Here is an 18,842-nt window from a genome sequence, read left to right on the forward strand (position 1 = left end):
CAACCCGACGCAGCAACCCGGCCAGACGGTGCCGGCCATGATGACAGCGGTGTTGCGCCTGGTCCTCCAGTTCCGGCTGTTGGTGTTGGCCGTGGCCGCGGGAATCCTCGCTTTTGGGCTGACGACACTCCCCGGCATGGCCGTGGACACGTTCCCCGAATTTGCGCCGCCGCAGGTCGAAATCCAGACCGAGGCCCTAGGGTTGTCCGCGGCGGAAGTCGAACAGCTGGTCACCTCGCCGATGGAGGCCGACCTGCTCAACGGCGTGGCCTGGGTGGAGGCAATCCGCTCCAAGTCGGTGCCCGGCCTGTCCTCGATCCAGATGGTTTTCAAGCCGGGCACAGACTTGTTCCGCGCGCGCCAGCTGGTTTCGGAGCGGCTGACCCAGGCGCGCGCCCTGCCGAACGTGTCGGCGGCGCCCGTCCTTATGCAGCCGCTCTCCTCGACCAGCCGGGTGATGATGATCCGGCTGACCTCCACCGACATGTCGGCCATCGACATGTCGGTACTCGCCCGCTGGACCATGAAACCCGGGCTGCTCGCCGTGCCCGGCGTCGCAAATGTTGCCATCTGGGGCCAACGTGACCAGCAGCTGCAGGTCCTGGTTGACCCGGCACAGCTGGCAGCCAAAGGCGTGACGCTGGACGAGGTCATCAAGACCACAGGCAACTCCGTCTGGGTCTCGCCCCTGAGCTACCTCGAGGCCTCCACCCCGGGCACGGGCGGCTTCTTCGAAACGGGGCACCAGCGGATCGGCGTCCAGCATGTCCTGCCCATCGCGTCCCCGCAGGACCTGGGCCGGATTCCCATTGAGGGAGCCAACGGCAGCCTCACGCTCAAGGACGTTGCCACGGTCGCAACGGACCACCAGCCCCTGATTGGCGATGCCCTCCTGGGCAAGGACGCCGAGCTGCTGCTGGTCATCGAGAAGTTCCCGGAGACCAACACGGCGGCCGTGACGAAGGGCGTGGATGAGGCCCTCAAGGCGCTCCAGCCCGGCTTGCCGGGCGTCAAGATCGACACCACCGTCTACCGGCAGGCGGACTTCGTCCAGGAGGAAATCGGCAGCCTGGGCATCGCGTTGCTGATCACGCTGGTGCTGATCGTGGCCATGTTCGGTGCGTTCTTCCGCTCGTGGCGCGCCGCCGTCATCAGCCTGGTCACCATACCGGTCGCGCTGTCCGCGGCCGCGCTGCTGCTGTACGCGCGCGGCACCGGGATGAACACGATGGTCCTGGCCGGGATGGTCCTGGCGCTGGCCGTCATCGTCGGTGACGTGGCCGAGGATCTCAACGGCCTCGCTGGGCTGAGGGTCAAAGACCCGGGAGGCAACGAGCGGGACAAGGAGTGGAGGGTGGCCTTCATTCCGGAGGCTATGCGCTCGGTCCGGACACCGTTGCTCTACTCGCTGTTGATCATGGCGCTGGGCGTCATGCCGGCGTTCTTCGTGGCAGGCGAGAACGGGGCGCTGTTCGGCCCGCTTGTCCTGAACTATCTGTTGGCCCTCGTGATCGCCACAGTCGTGGCGCTCACGGTTACGACTGCGCTGGCGTACTACCTGTCGGCAGGTTCCGCCCCGCGCCGCGACCACGCCGCCCTGGCTCGGCTTGAGGGCGGATACGGCAGGCTCGTATCCCGGGTGACCACAAAGGCCCGGTGGGTCTTCGCGGCCTCCGCCGTGGTGGCGCTGGCCGGACTTGCCCTGGCCCCGCAGCTGGCCGGGTCCCGCCCCGTGGTGCCCGTCCTGGCCGACAGGACCCTAGTGGTGCACTGGAGCGCGGCGGCCGGCACCTCGGACCAGGAAATGAGCCGGATTACCGAAGCGGCCGCCGTCGAGCTGCGCGCCCTGCCGGGGGTCGCGAACGTGGGCGGACATGTGGGCCGCGCGGTCACCTCGGACCAGGTCGGTGACGTCAGCTCGGGTGAGCTGTGGATCACCGTGGATCCGGACGCGTCCTACGGCGACACTGCGGCCGCCATCGGGCAGGTCGTCGCCGGGTACCCCGGCCTGACCAGCAAAGTTTCGACCTATCCGCAGGAGCGCATCGACCAGATCCGCGAGGCCGGCGACAGCGGCTTCGGGGTGCGGGTCTTCGGCCTCGACACGGCGGTCCTCCGGAAGAAGGCTGCAGAGGTGCAGCAGATCCTGGAGCACACCGCCGGCGTCGTGAATCCCCACATCGACGCCCCCGTGGAACAGCCGATCGCGGAGGTCAAGGTGGACCTCGCGGCTGCGCAGAAGGCCAGCATTGTGCCCGGTGACGTTCGACGCGCGGCAGCGGCCCTGCTGCAGGGCATCGAAGTTGGAAACCTCTACGAGCAGCAGAAGGTCTTTTCGGTGATCGTGAAGGGGGCGCCGTCAACGCGGAACAGCCTCGACAGCGTCCGCGATCTGATCATCGACACCCCCAACGGCGGGCATGTCCGCCTTGGCGACGTGGCCCAGGTAACGATGGTGGGAAACGAAGCCGCGATCCTGCACGAAGACACCTCACGGCGCATCGACGTGAAGGCCGAGATCCAGGGCCGTTCCGTCGCCGACGTGCAGCAGGACATCAACACCAGACTGCAGCAGATGCAGTTCCCGCTCGCCTACCACGCCGAGGTCCTGACCCGGTACGCACAGTTGCAGGGCAACTACCAGTGGCTGTGGATCCTGGCCGCCATTGCGGCGGCCGGCGTGCTGGTGCTGCTGCAGACGGCGGCCGGCGGCTGGAAGCTCGCCGGCATGATCTTCCTGGGCCTGATCCTGTCCCTGTCCGGTGGAGTGCTGGCTGCCCAGGCCTCAGGCTCGGTCAATTCGCTGGTCTCGCTCGTCGCCTTCGCAGCCGTCCTGGGGATCGCCGCCCGCGGCGCCCTCCTGCTGCTGGAAGCGGTCCGGGTCCTCCGGGCCAAGGACAACGCCGCCCCGTGGCCCGACCTGGTGCTCCGGGGCGCGCGGGAACGGATGGGACCCACCCTCATGACCACCTTGATGGCCGCGGTAACGCTGCTGCCGCTGGTCCTGATGGGCGGCGTCGTCGGGACGGAGATCATCCTGCCACTCGCCGTGATCATCTGGGGCGGGCTGCTGACGACGACCCTCTTCATGCTGTTCGTTATGCCCGCTGTGCTTCTTCGGTTCCAGCCGATGGAAGCGCTAAGCCCCCGGACCGGCAGGGGCCCCCTGGACCGGCCCGGAAGTCAGGATGTGCCATGAACCCGACTGCTTCGCGCCGGGGCCGAAAGTCCGCCGCCCTGGCCTTTGCCGCAGTCCTGGCGCTGGCTGCCGCAGGCTGCGCCAAGATCGAGGAGGCCGCACCGTCCAACGGCGACCCTGCCGTCCTCGCGGCGGTTCCGGGCACCGACCTGCACCGCATCACCCTGACCGAGCGCGCCGTCGAGCGCGTCGGCCTCAAGACGGATGTGACGGCCGTGGATCCGCAGACGCAGAAGCTGAGCGTCTCCTACTGGGCCATCCTGTACGACAGCACCGGCAAGACCTGGGTCTACACCAATCCCGAGCCCCGCGTCTACGTGCGCCAGGGGGTCACCGTCGAGCGGGTCAACGGCGCCGTCGCGCTGCTGAGCGAGGGGCCCGCGGCCGGCACCGTGGTGGTCACCACGGGAGCCGAGGAGCTGTACGGCGCCGAATTCGATACGGCGCACTGACATGCGCTGGCTCATCGGCATCAGCCTGCGGTTCAGGACCATCGTCGTGGCCATCGCGTGCGCGGTGATGCTGCTCGGCTCACTGCAGCTGGGCTCCGCCTCCGTGGACGTCTTCCCCGAATTCGCGCCGCCCCGGGTGGAAATCCAGACCGCGTGCCTGGGGCTGACCGCGGAGGAAGTCGAGCAGCTGGTGAGCGTCCCGATCGAGGCAGCGGTGGGCGGCATGCCGGGCCTGGACGAGGTGCGGTCCAAGTCCGTGCCGCAGTTGTCCTCGATCGTGCTGATCTTCCATCAGGGTACGGAGCTGCTCAACGCGCGCCAGTTGGTGTCGGAGCGGATGGCGGCCGTGACGGCGGCCCTGCCCACCTGGGCAGCCCCGCCGGTGATGCTGCAACCGCTGTCCGCCACCAGCCGGGTTATGAAGATCGGGATGACGTCTGCGGACCGGTCCCTGATCGAGATGTCCATGCTGTCCTACTGGACCATCCGGGCGCGGCTGCTCCGCGTCCCGGGCGTAGCCAATGTGGCCATCTGGGGCGAACGCCTGCAGATGCTGCAGGTCCAGGTGGAACCGGACAAACTCAAGGCCCAGAATGTGTCACTGAACCAGGTCATGGAAGTCACCGCCGGCGCCCTCGACGCCGGGCTGCTGAAGTACTCCCCGGGACGGTTCATCGGCACGGGCGGCTTCATCGACAGCCCGACCCAGAGAATGGGGGTCCGGCATGTCCAGCCCATCCAGACGCCGGCCGACCTGGCCCAGGTCACCATCCGGGAGAAAGACGGTGTGGCGCTGCATCTGGGCGACGTCGCCCAGGTGGTGGAGGACCACCAGCCGCTGATTGGGGATGCCGTCATCAACAACGGGCACGGGCTCATGCTGATCGTCGAGAAACTGCCGTGGGGCAACACCCTGGACGTGACCAAAGGCGTGGAAGAAGCCCTGAAAGAGCTCCAGCCGGGGTTGAGCGGGATCAGCTTCGACACCACCATCTTCCGCCCGGCGAGCTTCGTCGAGGAGTCCATCTCCAACCTCAGCACCGCCCTGCTGCTGGGCTGCCTGCTCGTCGTCCTGATCCTCGGCGCCTTCCTCTTCCAATGGCGCACGGCCCTGATCAGCCTGATCGCGATTCCGCTCTCGCTGCTCACGGCGGCCCTGGTGCTCTATTTCACGGCCAGTTCCATCAACACCATGGTCCTGGCCGGCCTGGTCATCGCCGTCGGCGTGGTGGTGGACGACGCGATCATCGACGTCGAAAACATCATGAGACGGCTGCGGCAGCACCGTGCCCGGGGCAGCGACGAACCGGCGGCCTCCGTGGTCCTGGAGGCCTCCCTCGAGATGCGAAGTCCGATCGTGTACGCGACCCTGATCATTGTGGTCGCCGCCGTGCCGATCTTCTTCCTGGACGGACTGACCGGCGTCTTCTTCCGGCCGCTGGCTATCACCTACACCCTGGCGGTCCTTGCCTCCATGCTGGTCGCCCTGACCGTGACGCCGGCCCTGGCCCTGATCCTGCTGGGCAACGCAAAATTGGAGAAGCGGGACCCGCCGCTGGTGCGGGTGCTCAAGCGCGGCTACCACGCCGTGCTGTCCCGGATCATGAACCGTCCCCGTTTCGGCTACGCGGGCTTCGCGGCCCTCGCCGTCGTGGGCCTGGCGATCACCCCGCTGATGGGGTCGTCGCTGTTTCCGACGTTCAAGGAACGGGACTTCCTGATGCACTGGATCTCGCAGCCGGGAACCTCGGCGGAGGAGGAGTACCGGATCTCGCAGCGCGGCTGTGCAGAGTTCCTCAAGGTGCCGGGCGTGCTGAACTGCGGCACCCATATTGGGCAGGCGTTCGCTGCCGACGAGATTGTGGGGGTCAACGCCGGCGAGCACTGGATCAGCATCGACCGCCACGCGAATTATGACGAGACCCTGGCCGCCGTCCAGGAAGTGGTGGACGGCTACCCGGGACTTCACCGCGACGTCCAGACCTATCTGAAGGAGCGGATCGAGGAGGTCCTGACCGGGGCCAGCGAACCCGTGCTGGTCCGCGTATTCGGTGACGACCTGAACGTGCTGCGGGAACAGGCCCAGCGGGTCAAGAAGATCCTGGATGACATTCCGGGCACCGACGACGCCCATGTGTCGCTCGAGGTCGAGGTGCCGCAGATTGCGGTCACGGTGGACCTGGCCGCAGCGCAGAAGTACGGGCTCAAGCCCGGGGACGTACGGCGGGCGGCGGCGACACTGGTGGCCGGCGAAGAGGTCGGCGACGTCTTCCGGGACGGGCGGGCCTACGACGTCCAGGTCTGGAGCACCCCGGCGACCCGCGCCAGCGTGACCAGCATCGAGGATCTGCCGATCGACACCCCCAGCGGGCAGCGCGTCCGGCTGGCCGACGTCGCCGCCGTCAAACTGCAGGCGACGCCGAACCAGATCGACCGCACCAACGGGTCCCGCCGGGTGGAAGTGGGATCATTCCTGGACAAGGGCGCAGACATGGGGGTGGTGGTCGGCCAGGTGCAGGACCGGCTGGCCGCCCTCCAACTGCCGGCTGGCTACAGCGTCCAGCTGCTGGGTGAGTTCACCGAGCGCGAGGCCGCGACGAACCGCCTCATGATCTTTGCGGTGGCGGCCCTCGCCCTGATCCTGCTGCTCCTGCAGACCTCGTTCCGCAGCTGGCGGCTGGCATTTCTTTCGCTGTTGACGCTGCCATTTGCCCTGGTCGGCGGCGTGATGGCCGCATACATCTCCGGCGGGGTCCTGTCCCTGGGCTCGGTGGTCGGGTTCCTCACGGTCATGGGGATCGCGGCTCGCAACGGCATCTTGCTCATCAACCACTGCCAGCACCTGGAAAAGCACGAGGGACAGGCGTTCGGCCGTGCCCTGGTGCTGCGCGGGGCCGGGGAACGGCTCTCGCCGATCCTCATGACCACGCTCGCCACCGGGCTGGCCCTGGTGCCACTGGTGGTCATGGGCGCTGTCCCGGGCCATGAAATCGAACACCCCATGGCCGTCGTCATCCTGGGCGGCCTGGTCACGTCAACGCTGCTCAACCTGTTTATTGTGCCGTCGCTCTATCTGCGTTTCGCCAGATCGAAGAAGGAGCGCCTGGCCGCCACGCCCGGGGTTGCCGGCTAACACCCGACGCTCCTGGCGATCACCACCAAGAAGAGGACAGACCGATGTTTCGTATTCAACGTGCCGCATTCACTTGCCTCATCGCCCTCCCGCTGTCGTTCCTTGCCGCGGGCCCCGCCGCGGCCGGCACGGCGGACTGCGGCCCCGGATCGCTGCCTGAGTTCAACGCCGCGGACTTCCCCGGGCACCCCTCGATCGACAACAAATGGCTTCCGATGGAACCGGGAACACGGTCGGAATTCTCCGGCACCGTCACGGACCTCAGCTCGGGGACCCCGGAAACCCACGAGCACCGGGTGGTGTCCATCGTGACCGGACTGACCAAGAAGATCGACGGCGTTTGGACCGTGGTCCTGTGGGACCGGGACTACTCCGACGGGATCCTGGCGGAGTCGGAACTGGCTTTCTTCGCCCAGTCCAAGCACGGTGACGTATGGCTCCTCGGTGAATACCCGGAGGAGTTCGACGCCGGCCGGTTCTCCGGCGCCCCCAACACCTTCATCTCGGGCCTGGACGGTGCGCACGGAGGCTTCGCCATGCAGGCGCACCCCAGGGAAGGAACGGACGCCTACACCCAGGCCTCGGCCCCCTCGATCGATTTCCTCGACTGCGCCCGAGTGGTGGACCGCAACGGATCCACGCTGAAGATCGACGAGTTCAACCCGCTGGACGGCGCGGCCGTCGGCCACCAGCAGAAGTATTACCGCGCCGGCGTCGGAAGCTACAAGGTCACCGCGTCCGGCGGGGACAGCCAGGAAGTCCTCAACCTGGACAGGACGGTCACGCTGGATGCCAAGGCGCTGGCCAGCGCCAACGACCGGGCGAAGGCGCAGGACCGCCACGGCTACAAGGTCAGCCCCGACATCTACGGCCAGACCCCCAGGGCCGTCGAACGGTAGCGCCCGGCGACTGGCCGCGGGCCGCAAAACCCCGTGACGCACAAAAACCCCCGGCTTCCTGTCACCAGGAATCCGGGGGTTTTTCCACTCTTCGCTAAAAGAGTGGGCCCTGTGGGGATCGAACCCACGACCCACGGATTAAAAGTCCGATGCTCTACCAACTGAGCTAAAGGCCCCCGCCGACAGCCTCAACCGGCGGAAAATCCGCCGTTGACAGGCACGTCGGCCCAGTCCATTTCTGGACGTTAACACTGTACCCCAGACACAGGCGGCCTTTGACACCCGGGCCGACACGCCGTCGTCGGAGGCTGCGGCGCCTTCGTCCAGCGGCCGAACACCATGCTCGATTCCCGGAATGCACAGGAGTAGCGTGGGGGCATGAGCGAGCAAGCAGGAGCCAGCAGCCCCGGTCCGCACCGTCACCACAAGCCCAAGCCCTTCGCGCCGATCGATTTTGAACCGTTCGCCGGCGGGGCGGACCCGGCGCGGGTCTCCGAGGCAGCCCATCTCGCTGCACAGGCGCTCGTGCGGCGCGGTCGGGACAGCGACGACCCCAAGGTCACCAAACGGCTGGTCAAACTTGCCGACGAACAGGGTCTGGACGCCATCGCCGAAATGTGGGCGGAGAGCCCGGCGCGGTCCCTGCCCGGCGCCCTCTGGCGGCTCTACGCCCTCCGCGCGGCGACGATCCGGGACCCGGAACGGATCTCCGTCTACTTCAAGGCGGGCAAGGACACCGCACAGGTATCCCACGTGGTGGCGGGCGCGGCCGAGCCTCCCGGCGCCGAGGAAATGAAGTCGATGGCGGACGCCATCCTCTCCGGCGCCTTCGACGGCGAGTTCGACGTCGCGCTGGAGCGGTCCGCGGCGTTCTGCCGGGTGGTGGCGCTGGGCCAGGCCACCCTTGCCGACGGCGCGGAGCACAGCAACGAGAACCATGCGAGCAAGCTCACGCGCAATTCCCACCTGCTGGTCAAGACCGCCGAGGACCTCGAACACGCGGCCAACGCCTGGCGGCTGGGCGAGCTGGACTGACTCCAAAGCCGGCCGGCGGCCCGCAAATCAGGCCTTTTAGCCCTGCCCGGAGGCACTGTCAATACGCATGCCGGGCCCGTGCTGTCAATGTTGACTTGGGCCTGCCGACGTAGAAAACTGAAGGCGGTGTCGAACCGCGAAACCCCCGGGCTTCAACAATTAGCCGCCTAGAGCGGCCTACCGCCGAGAGGCGTATCCGGTTCGGCACCATTTTCATGCCCTGCCGGGCGGACGGTTTCCAGCCGTTAATTCCCGGGCGGTAAAGTAATCCCCATGCGCGGGTCATCGTCACGTTCCAGGGCCGGCAGACAACGCCCGTGTACGCCTCGTCCGGAGACCGGTAACCCCACGTGAAGCTGCGCCTTTTCCCCCAGGAGCCCGCAGGGCTGAACCTGCTGTCCCAGATGGCCCACCAGATCGCCCTCGCCACGGGGACCCTTTCGGAGATCCTCGGCGCGCCCGCCAGCGAGCATTCGCGGCTCGTGGAGGACATGCACGACCACGAAGCCAAGTCCGCGGAACTGCATTTTGCCCTCCTGACCCACATGCGGACCAGCTTCCTGAACCCGCTCCCCCGCGAGGACATGTACGCGCTCTCCCGCTACCTCAACGAGGCAATGGAGAAGCTCGACGCCGCCGCCGACCTCGTCTTCCTCTACAAACTGGAACGGCTGCCCAAACGCGCGGCGGACCAGCTGGAAATCATCAGCCGGCAGGCCGAACTCACGGTCGACGCCATGCGCCAGCTGAACAACCTGGATGACCTCGAGGATTACTGGATCGAGGTCCTGCGGCTCACCAAGCGCGCCGAGCGCACCCACCGGGTCTGGGTGGCGGACATGCTCAAGGACATGAAGTCGGCCCAGTACGCCCGCAACCGCGACATCGCGGACCAGCTCGTGGAAGTCACCAAGGACATGCGGCGGATCGCCACGCAGGTGGGCAGCATCATCGTCAAGGAATCCTGAGGTGTCCCTGGCCCTCTTTGCCCTGGTGGTCCTCTTCGCCGCGGCCTTCGCCTTCCTCAACGGCTTCCGGGACGCTTCGTCCTCCGTTGCCCTCGCGGTCCGGACCAGGGCCCTGACCCCCACCGTCGCGGTGCTGCTGGCCGGGATGTTCAACTTCATCGGCGCCGCCCTCAGCGCGGCGATGGCGCTGACGGTCAGCCGGACCTGGGTGGCCCTCCCGGCCGGGGCCAACGGGCTGACCATCCTGATTGCCGGGCTGCTCAGCGCCGTGCTGTGGGGCGTCTACACCTGGTGGCGCGGCATTCCCTCCTCCTCCACGCACGCCCTGGTGGGCGGCCTGGCCGGCGCCGGCGTCGCCAGCGTGGCCGTGGGCGGGAACTCCGTGGCCGGCGCGGACCAGTCGCTGCTGTTCCAGGTGGTGCTGCCCCTGCTGATCTCCCCCCTCATCGCCTTCGTGGGCGCCTACCTGCTGGTCTGGCCCGCCACCTGGGCGGCCCGGTACACCCCGCCGAATGTGGTGAACAGCCGGTCCCGTCGGGCGCAGGCCATCGCCGCGGGCGCCGTGGCCTTTGGGCACGGCCTGCAGGACGGCCAGCGCACCAGCGCCGTGCTCATCCTGGCGATGCTGGCCGCCGGACTGCCCGACGGCGGCTCCACACCCGCGTGGGTGGCGCTCCTGACCGCCGCCATGCTGACGGCGGGCACGCTCGCGGGCGGCTGGCGGATCTCCTACACGATCGGCTACCGGCTGGTGCGGATCGATCCGCTGCGCGGGTTCGTAGCCCAGCTCTACAGCAGCGTCATCCTGCTGGTGGGCGCCATCGGACTGCATTGGCCGGTTTCCACCACCCACACCGTGACCTCGGCCGTGCTGGGGGCGGGCACGAACCAGGGTTATGCGGGGACGAACCGGCGGCTGGTGGTCCGGGTGCTAGCCTTCTGGGCCCTGACGCCGCTGGTGACGGCGGCGGCGGCGTTCGTGCTGGAACTCGCCCTGTCCCCGCTCACCGGGTTCTAGCACCCGCCGGCTGCTCCGTAGGCGCCCTTTTGAGGGCCCAAAACGGCACTTGTGGAGCACTCGATGGGTGGGCGGGGCCTATCCGAAGCGGCCGGAGACGTAGTCCTCGGTGGCCTTCACGGTGGGGTTGCTGAAGATGGTGTGGGTGTCACCATATTCGATCAGCTTCCCGGGCTTGCCCGTGCCCGCGATGTTGAAGAACGCCGTCTTGTCCGAGACGCGGGCGGCCTGCTGCATGTTGTGAGTCACGATCACCACGGTGTATTCGTCCTTGAGCTCGTTGATGAGGTCCTCAATGGCGAGCGTGGAGATCGGGTCCAGGGCCGAGCAGGGCTCGTCCATCAGGATCACCTGCGGCTCCACGGCGATGGCGCGGGCGATGCAGAGGCGCTGCTGCTGGCCGCCGGAGAGTCCGGACCCGGGCTTGGCCAGGCGGTCCTTGACCTCGTTCCAGAGGTTGGCGCCGCGCAGGGAGCGCTCCACGAGGGAGTCGGCCTCGCCCTTGGAGATCTTCTGGTTGTTCAGCTTCACGCCGGCCAACACATTGTCCCGGATGGACATGGTGGGGAACGGGTTGGGCCGCTGGAAGACCATGCCGATCTGCGAACGGACCGTCACCGGGTCCACGCCGGGGCCGTAGAGGTTGTCGCCGTCGAGCAGCACCTCGCCTTCCACCCGGGCGCCCGGGATGACTTCGTGCATCCGGTTCAGGGTGCGCAGGAAGGTGGACTTGCCGCAGCCGGAGGGGCCGATGAAAGCGGTGACCGACTTGGCGTCGATGCTGATGTTGACGTCCTCGACGGCCAGGAATTTGCTGTAGTAGACGTTCAGGTCTTTGACGTCGATGCGCTTAGACATGCTGTTCCTTCACTTGTGGAGGTAGGGACCGGGTGCCGGCGGGTGGCCTAGCGGCCGGCCTTCGGGGCGAAGATGCGGGCCACCAGGCGGGCAGCCAGGTTGAGCAGCATCACGAGGATGATGAGGACCAGGGCCGCGCCCCAGGCGCGCTGGTCGGAGGGACCCGGGTTGGACGGCGAGGTCGGGTTGAGGATCTGCGTGTAGATGAAGGTGGGCAGCGAGGCCATCCAGCCGCCGAACACGTTGTTGTTGATGGACGTGGCGAAGCCGGCGGTGACCAGGATCGGGGCGGTCTCGCCGATCACACGGGCGATCGCGAGGGTGACGCCGGAGGCGATGCCGGAAATCGCCGTCGGGATGACCACTTTGAGGATGGTCCGCCACTTGCGCACGCCGAGGGCGTACGCGGCCTCGCGGAGTTCGTTCGGGACGATTTTGAGCATTTCCTCGCTGGAGCGGACCACCACCGGGATCATCAGCACCGAGAGCGCGACGGCGGCAACCGCGCCGGTCTTGGTGCCGGGGCCGACGACGGCGAAGAAGAACGCCGCGGCGAACAGGCCGGCCACGATCGAGGGGATGCCGGTCATCACGTCGACGAAAAACGTGATGGCACGGGCCAGCGCACGGTCCTCGCCGTACTCGACCAGGTAGATCGCGGTGAGCAGGCCCACCGGGACGGAGATGACGGTGGCGAGCAGGGTGATCTGCACGGTGCCCAGCAGCGCATGGTAGATGCCGCCCATCACGGGCGCGCCTTCATCGACGCTCTTGTTGTCGAACGAACCCGTGACGCCGTTCATCGAAGTGCCCAGGAAGCCGGGGTCCAGCAGGCCCGGGAGGCCCTTGACGAGCACCGTCCAGATCACCGAGATCAGGGGCAGCAGGGCAATCAGGAAGGCGCCCACCACGAGGCAGGTGGCCATCCTGTCCTTGGCCTTGCGGGAGCCTTCCACGACGGCGCTCCAGCCGACCAGGCCGACGGCAAAGAGCAGGGCAGAAACGATGCCCCAGCCGAAGGCGTTGAAGCCGACCAGGGCCAGGATGGCCGCGCCGAGGACGAGCGCGAGGCCCAGGACGATGTACGGCGCTGCCTTGGGCAGCTGGCCTTTGGTCAGGGCCGAGCGTTTGCGGACCGGGGTCATGGTGGAGGTCATTTAGTTGGCTCCCGAGAATTCTTTGTGCCGGGTGATGATCCACCGGGCGATCATGTTCACGCCGAGGGTGATGACGAACAACACCAGGCCGGCGGCGATCAGCGTGCTGACCTTGAGGCCGCCGGCTTCGGGGAAGTTCAGCGCAATTTCGGCGGCGATGGTCTGGTTGCCGGACTGGATCAGGCTTGCCGTGAGGGCGCCGGAGGACAGTACGAGCGCGACGGCCATGGTTTCGCCGAGGGCGCGGCCCAGGCCCAGCATCACGGCGCTGACGATTCCCGGGCGGCCGAACGGCAGCACGGCCATCCGAATCATCTCCCAGCGGGTGGCGCCGAGGGCAAGCGCGGCCTCCTCATGCAGCTTGGGGGTCTGCAGGAAGATTTCGCGTGAGAGCGAGGTGATGATCGGCAGGACCATGACCGCCAGCACAATGCCCGCGGTGAGGATGGTCTTGCCGGTGGCCGAGGCGGGCCCCTGGAAGATGGGCAGCCAACCCATGTTGTTGGCCAGCCAGTTGTACGCCGGTGAGATTTCCCTGGCCAGGAACGCGGCACCCCAGGCGCCGTAGACCACGGACGGGATGGCGGCCAGCAGGTCGATCACGTAGCCAAGGCCGGACGCCAGCCCGCGGGGGGCGAAGTGCGAGATGAAGAGTGCGACGCCGATCGCGACCGGGGTCGCGATCACGAGGGCAATCACCGCGGCGATCAGGGTGCCGACGACGATCGGCCAGATGTAGGCGAAGAAGCCTGCGCCGCCCTGAATCTTGTCCGGGGAGGCCACGAGGGCGGGGATTGCCTGGATGACGAGGAAGAGTGCCACGCCGAAGAGGACGGCAAGGATCAGGCACCCTGCGGCCAAGGTGGCTGCGGAAAAGACTTTGTCTCCGGCGCGGCCTGCGCCCCGGGACGTGGTCAGGGAGGTGGTGGTCACTTCACGATCCTTCAGCTTCGATCTGCACCGGCGGCTGCACGGATCGCTCCGGGCCGACGGCGGTAAATCTTTGGGTACTTCGGACAAACGCCTAGGTTCCCTGCCCCGGGCGGACGGTCAGTGACCGTCGTTTCGGAACAGGGAACCTGGGTCAGGCTGGTGTTTCCACTATGCCTTGCGGCGCAAGAGAACCCTAGGACTTGGCCTTGATGGATTCGATGGACTTGAGCGCCTTGTCCTGCAGGGTCTTGGACAGCGGCGCGGACTTGGCGGCGTCGGCGGCAGCCTTCTGGCCGGCGTCGGAGACTACGTAGCTTTCGAAGCCCTTGACCAGGTCTGCGGTTGCCTTGGTGTCGTAGGTGGCGCACACGACGTGGAAGGAGACCAGCACGATCGGGTAGGCACCTTCGATCGTGGTCTTGCGGTCCAGCTTGATGGAGAGGTCGTTGGCGTTGCGGCCCTCGACCGGCTTGCCGGCGTCGACAGCCTTGGCAGCGGCGTCGGCGGAGATCTTGGTGAACGAACCGCCGACCTTGATCTGGGCGATGCCCAGCTTGCCACTGACAGCGGAGTCATCGGCGTAGGTGACGGCGCCGGGGGTGTCGGTGACCGTCTTGACGACGCCGGAGGTGCCCTTGGCGTTCTCGCCCTTCAGGGACGCGGGCCAGATGCCGGAGGACTTGTCGGTCCAGACGTCGGACGCGGCAGCGGCCAGGTAGTCCGTGAAGTTCTGCGTGGTGCCGGAGTCATCCGAACGGTTCACCGGGGTGACCTTGAGGTCCGGCAGCTTGGCGTCGGGGTTGAGCGCGGCGATGGCCGGGTCGTTCCACTTGGCGATTCCGCCGCGGAAGATCTTGGCGACGGTGGGAGCGTCAAGCTTGAGCTCCTTGAGGTCGGGCAGGTTGAAGGCCACTGCGATCGGGGAGATGTAGACCGGGATGTTCAGCGCGCCGTCGGGGCCGCACTTGGCCTGCGCGGCGGTCATCTCCTCGTCCTTCAGGTAGGCGTCGGAGCCGGCAAACTGGGCCGAGCCGTCAATGATGGCCTTGCGGCCGGCGCCGGAGCCGTCCGGGGAGTACTGCACGTTGGCACCCTGGTTGGCGGAGGCGAAGTTGGTCTTCCACACGTCCATGGCCGCACCCTGGGCGGACGAACCGATGCCGGTCAGCGTGCCGGTGACCTTGACGGCCGCGGCGGACGGCGTGGCCGACTGAGCGGTGTTGGTGGCGTTGTCGGAGCCGCAAGCGGTGAGCGCGAGAGCGCCGGCTGCGATGACAGCGATGGCCGAGTTGCGGCCGAAGCGTGATGCCTTCACTAGATGTACCCCTTCCAGGGTTATTCAGATGCGTGCCGGACCGGAGACGTCCGAACAAAAAGACGGTGGATACGGTTTGTACCTTTACCGAAGCTAAGTGCCCTAAGTGACGAGAATTGCGGTCCAAAGTGAACGGCAGGTTAACGGATCCCGGCTATTCGCTGACATCTGACGGGTTGAGGTTGCGTTGTGTGCGTCACAGTCGTAGGGGCTGCGGCCTGCGCCTCGGGCACCGCGGACTGCAAATAGACTGGTAGGCATGGCCCCCGCTACCGGACTCACTGCAAGCGCACGATTCCTGCGCGGGCGGGTCCGCACCGGGTTTGTCCGGAGCCGCAAATCGCTCCTGCCGGCGATCCAGATGACGGCCTGCGCGGTCGGGGCGTACGCCTTCGCCGAGTACGTCCTGGGCCACACCGGGCCGCTGTTCGCCGCCACCTCCTCCCTGATCGCCCTGGGCTTCTCCCGAGATCCCCGGCTGCGAAGGGTCGTGGAGGTGGGCCTGGGCTGCACCATCGGCATCGTAGTGGGCGACCTGCTGTTGCACTGGCTGGGCGCGGGGATCTGGCAGGCCGCCGTCGTGCTCCTTTTTTCGATTCTATTGGCCCGCTTCCTGGACAGCGGAACTATTTTCACCACACAGCTCGGCCTGCAGTCCCTGCTGGTGGTGCTGCTGCCGGCGCCGGCGGGAGGTCCGTTCACCCGGAGCATCGACGCGGTGGTCGGGGGCGTGTTCGCGCTGCTGGTGACCTTCCTGATTCCCAAGGATCCGCGCCGGGAACCCCGCAACGACGTCAAGAAACTGCTGCACGAACTGGCCGAGGTGCTGCGCGAGTGCGCCTCGGCCCTGACCCACAGCGACTCCACCCAGGCCTGGCATGCGCTGATCCGCGGCCGCAACTGCCAGCCCCTGGTCGATGCGATGCGCCAGACGCTCCGCGCGTCCGGCGAGGTCGCCACCCTCGCCCCCGCCTACCGACGGCACCGGGAGGAGCTGGACCGGCTGGCACAGTCGGTGGACTTCATCGACCTCGCGCTGCGCAACAGCCGCGTCTTCGCGCGCCGGCTGACCAGCGCCATCAACCACGCCGCCCTCTCGGACGAGGCGACCGAGAACATCGCCGAGGTCCTGCAGGAGACCGCGGCCGCGATCGACGAACTGGGGCTGGGCCTGGCGGAGGTGCAGGACGGCGCCCGGCGCGCCCATCTGCGCACCGCCCGGGTGGAACTGAGCGAGACGGCCGGCCGGCTGCACCCGCGGCTGCTGGACGTGCAGCGGCTTGAGGGCGAAACCGTGGTGATGCTTTTCCGCCCGCTCATGGTGGACCTGCTCGAGGCCGCGGGCATGGATCCGGACGAGGCCCGGGACGTCCTGCCCGCCCTCTAGGACCGGGCCACCGGGCCGGCTTCCCGGACGCGCGGGCGCGGGCACGGCTGAGCTACCCGGCCGCGCGGGCGCGGGCACGGCTGAGCTACCCGGCCGCGCTAAATGCAGGAGTGGTCGTAGTCGAACCCGCCGGAAACATATTGGGTGAGCGTGACCTTTCCGCCGCCGGTAAGGGCGGCGTCCGCGCAGTTGCGCTTGGCGTCGGCGAGGGACCGGGCGCCGGCGAGCCAGCTCGGCAGTGTGTAGAGGTTGCTGGCGGACGGCACCGCACCGACGATTTGGTCCCACTGACTGCGGGTCGAGTAGAGGCCCGCGCGGGCGCCGATGCTGGCGAAGTAGGCTGCCATGCCCTCGAGGTCCGCACGGTTCGCCAGGGTCTCGCTTGACCAGCTGTTGCCGGTCTCCACATCGAGCCACCAGAGGTACGACGCCGGGTTGCTCACACCGCGGATGGTGGCGTCGTCGTATGCCTTCGCGTAACCGTACATATAGGAGCAGGCAGCTCCGTAGGAGCCCGCGCTGCATTCCCCGTAAGGATTCGCCACGGGGGTCCCGCCGTAGGTGTTGCTGGCAGGCCACCACGACCCGGACGCCCCGGGATTCGCGGTGTTGACGTACAGCGCGACCAACGGCTGGCCGGTTCCTCCCTTCGAGGTGCCGGCCCAGGTCAGCTCTGTGCCGAGGCAGGGGTTTGTGGTGTTGGCCAGGCCATTGTTGACGCCGACGATGCCGAAGGTCTGGCCTTTTGGCAGGGCTTTGCCGCACTGCGGCCATGACACGTCGTTGCCGGGTCCGGGTGCCGTGGCTGCCTGGGCGGGAACGGCGGCAACGGTCAGCAGGGCGACGGCGGCCGCGGCCAGGGCCACCCGGAAACGCCTTGGGAAAACAGCTGGGGTACGAGCAGACATCGTCGGCCTTCCGCTTTGGGCCTTACAGGGGCAGGACCCCAGCATGGGCGGACGAGGCGTGCGCGGTCAAGGCTCTCCCGCGGCCGAGGCCGCCCACGCTGTAGCCGGCCTCCGGCAGGATTGTCAGCGCCCCCGGTTAGGGTTGAGCAATGGCAACCAAGACAACCCGCGCCGCCAAGGCGACGGGCTATAAGTGCGCGGAATGCGGCTGGACCACGGCCAAGTGGGTGGGCCGTTGCGGCGAATGCCAGGCATGGGGAACCGTGGAGGAAACCGGCGCCGCGGTGGCGCGGACGACGGCGGCGGCCACCGTCCTGGAGCCCGCCCGCAGGATCGCCGAGGTCGACGCCACAACGGCAGCGTTCCTCCCCACCGGGGTGGACGAGCTGGACCGGGTACTCGGCGGCGGGCTGGTGCCCGGCGCCGTGATCCTGCTGGCCGGCGAGCCCGGCGTGGGCAAGTCCACGCTGCTGCTGGACGTCGCCGCCAAGTTCGCCCGCACCGCCCAGGACGTCCTCTACGTCACCGGTGAGGAGTCCGCTGCCCAGGTGAAGCTGCGCGCGGACCGGATCGACGCCGTCGCCGAATCGCTGTACCTGTCCGCCGAAACGGACCTCGGCCAGGCACTGGGCCAGGTGGAAAAGCTCGAACCCAGGCTGCTGGTGGTGGACTCGGTCCAGACCCTGAGCAGCGCCGACGTCGAGGGCAGCGCCGGCGGGGTCTCCCAGGTCCGCGAAGTTGCAGCCTCCCTGATTGCCGCGGCCAAGCGCCGCAACATGACCACCCTGCTGGTGGGGCACGTGACCAAGGACGGCTCCATCGCCGGCCCCCGGCTGCTCGAGCACTTGGTGGACGTGGTCTGCCAGTTCGAAGGCGAGCGGCACTCCCGGCTGCGGCTGCTGCGGGCCGTTAAGAACCGCTACGGGCCCACCGACGACGTCGGTTGCTTCGACCTGAACGAGGACGGCATTGTGGGCCTGGCCGACCCCAGCGGCCTTTTTGTGTCCCGCACCAAGGATCCCGTCTCCGGCACCTGCATCACCGTGACGCTGGAGGGCCGCCGGCCGCTGCTCGCCGAGGTCCAGTCGCTGCTGGCCGAGAGCGCCAACGCGCAGCCGCGCCGGGCCACCAGCGGCCTGGACAGCTCCCGGGTGGCGATGCTGCTGGCCGTGTTGCAGCAGCGGGCCGGCTGCCTGCTGAACAAGGACGACTCCTACGTGGCGACCGTCGGCGGGGTGAAGCTCAGCGAGCCTGCCACCGACCTCGCCGTGGCCCTGGCCGTCGCCTCGGCAAAAGCCAAAAAGCCGCTCCCCCAGCGGCTCATCGCTTTCGGCGAAGTGGGCCTGGCCGGCGAGGTCCGCCCGGTGCCCGGGATCAACCAGCGCATCCAGGAGGCCCACCGGCTGGGGTTCACCCATGCCGTGGTCCCGGCGAGCCCCAACGGCCCCGGCCCGGTCCCGGCGGGCTTCTCGGTCCGGGAGGTGGGCCATCTGGCCGAAGCCCTGGGCCTGCTGATCAGCTGACGGCCGGTTCCGGCGCCCCGGGCGCGACTTAGGACCCTAGCGTTCCGCTTCCTGCAG

Annotated in this window: 14 protein-coding genes and 1 tRNA gene; 9 read left to right on the forward strand and 6 right to left on the reverse strand. The window is 67.9% G+C overall.

The features are described 5' to 3' along the window. The first annotated feature begins 37 nt into the window (after positions 1-37). The 4 genes from ABLI39_RS11055 to ABLI39_RS11070 are packed head-to-tail and all read left to right on the forward strand — an operon-like array spanning position 38 to position 7,683. Positions 38-3,199: an efflux RND transporter permease subunit gene (locus ABLI39_RS11055; RefSeq protein WP_349413468.1), complete on the forward strand. Its 3,162-nt coding sequence runs from the start codon at positions 38-40 to the stop codon at positions 3,197-3,199. After that, on the forward strand, positions 3,196-3,651 hold the full coding sequence (locus tag ABLI39_RS11060) for a hypothetical protein (protein WP_349413469.1): 456 nt from the start codon (positions 3,196-3,198) through the stop codon (positions 3,649-3,651). Before ABLI39_RS11055 ends, ABLI39_RS11060 begins: the two co-directional genes overlap by 4 nt. A 1-nt stretch (position 3,652) precedes the next feature. Then, positions 3,653-6,784 (forward strand): efflux RND transporter permease subunit, encoded by a 3,132-nt coding sequence (locus ABLI39_RS11065; protein ID WP_349413470.1) that lies wholly within the window; start codon positions 3,653-3,655, stop codon positions 6,782-6,784. A gap of 44 nt (positions 6,785-6,828) precedes the next feature. Further along, positions 6,829-7,683: a hypothetical protein gene (locus ABLI39_RS11070; RefSeq protein ID WP_349413471.1), complete on the forward strand. Its 855-nt coding sequence runs from the start codon at positions 6,829-6,831 to the stop codon at positions 7,681-7,683. 103 nt (positions 7,684-7,786) lie between these two features. On the opposite strand, the gene ABLI39_RS11075 is transcribed toward ABLI39_RS11070, so the two are convergent. Next, positions 7,787-7,859: transfer RNA gene (locus tag ABLI39_RS11075), tRNA-Lys, on the reverse strand. 202 nt (positions 7,860-8,061) lie between these two features. Between ABLI39_RS11075 and ABLI39_RS11080 the strand changes: the two genes are divergently transcribed. The 3 genes from ABLI39_RS11080 to ABLI39_RS11090 all read left to right on the forward strand — a co-directional run bounded on the left by ABLI39_RS11080 (position 8,062) and on the right by ABLI39_RS11090 (position 10,704). Continuing rightward, positions 8,062-8,718 (forward strand): hypothetical protein, encoded by a 657-nt coding sequence (locus tag ABLI39_RS11080; protein ID WP_349413472.1) that lies wholly within the window; start codon positions 8,062-8,064, stop codon positions 8,716-8,718. Positions 8,719-9,068: 350 nt separating this feature from the next. Continuing rightward, positions 9,069-9,686, forward strand: a complete 618-nt coding sequence (locus ABLI39_RS11085) for a DUF47 domain-containing protein (protein WP_138767758.1) — start codon at positions 9,069-9,071, stop codon at positions 9,684-9,686. 1 nt (position 9,687) lies between these two features. Beyond that, positions 9,688-10,704: an inorganic phosphate transporter gene (locus ABLI39_RS11090; protein WP_349413473.1), complete on the forward strand. Its 1,017-nt coding sequence runs from the start codon at positions 9,688-9,690 to the stop codon at positions 10,702-10,704. A 78-nt stretch (positions 10,705-10,782) separates the two neighbouring features. Here ABLI39_RS11090 and pstB read toward each other — a convergent pair whose 3' ends face one another. From pstB to pstS, 4 genes are all read right to left on the reverse strand, one after another. Further along, positions 10,783-11,562, reverse strand: coding sequence for a phosphate ABC transporter ATP-binding protein PstB (gene pstB, locus ABLI39_RS11095; protein WP_138767760.1), 780 nt, complete (start codon positions 11,560-11,562; stop codon positions 10,783-10,785). Between the two features lie 47 nt (positions 11,563-11,609). Continuing rightward, positions 11,610-12,719 carry a phosphate ABC transporter permease PstA gene (gene pstA, locus ABLI39_RS11100; protein ID WP_349413474.1) on the reverse strand — a complete coding sequence of 370 codons (1,110 nt, stop codon included), beginning with the start codon at positions 12,717-12,719 and terminating at the stop codon, positions 11,610-11,612. Then, positions 12,720-13,652, reverse strand: coding sequence for a phosphate ABC transporter permease subunit PstC (pstC, locus tag ABLI39_RS11105; protein ID WP_349413475.1), 933 nt, complete (start codon positions 13,650-13,652; stop codon positions 12,720-12,722). A 193-nt stretch (positions 13,653-13,845) separates the two neighbouring features. Further along, on the reverse strand, positions 13,846-14,967 hold the full coding sequence (pstS, locus tag ABLI39_RS11110; protein WP_349413476.1) for a phosphate ABC transporter substrate-binding protein PstS: 1,122 nt from the start codon (positions 14,965-14,967) through the stop codon (positions 13,846-13,848). Positions 14,968-15,226: 259 nt separating this feature from the next. On the opposite strand from pstS, the gene ABLI39_RS11115 reads away from it, so the two are divergent. Next, entirely contained in the window at positions 15,227-16,354 is a 1,128-nt protein-coding gene (locus ABLI39_RS11115) for an FUSC family protein (protein ID WP_349413477.1), read from the forward strand. 98 nt (positions 16,355-16,452) lie between these two features. Here the strand turns inward: ABLI39_RS11115 and ABLI39_RS11120 are convergent, their stop codons facing one another. Continuing rightward, entirely contained in the window at positions 16,453-17,220 is a 768-nt protein-coding gene (locus tag ABLI39_RS11120) for a glycoside hydrolase family 25 domain-containing protein (protein WP_349413478.1), read from the reverse strand. A gap of 191 nt (positions 17,221-17,411) precedes the next feature. Between ABLI39_RS11120 and radA the strand changes: the two genes are divergently transcribed. Beyond that, positions 17,412-18,785: a DNA repair protein RadA gene (gene radA / locus ABLI39_RS11125; RefSeq protein ID WP_349413479.1), complete on the forward strand. Its 1,374-nt coding sequence runs from the start codon at positions 17,412-17,414 to the stop codon at positions 18,783-18,785. Positions 18,786-18,842: the final 57 nt, after the last annotated feature.

Origin of the sequence: Pseudarthrobacter sp. B907, assembly GCF_040137805.1 — a bacterium.
Taxonomy (GTDB): Bacteria; Actinomycetota; Actinomycetes; order Actinomycetales; family Micrococcaceae; genus Arthrobacter.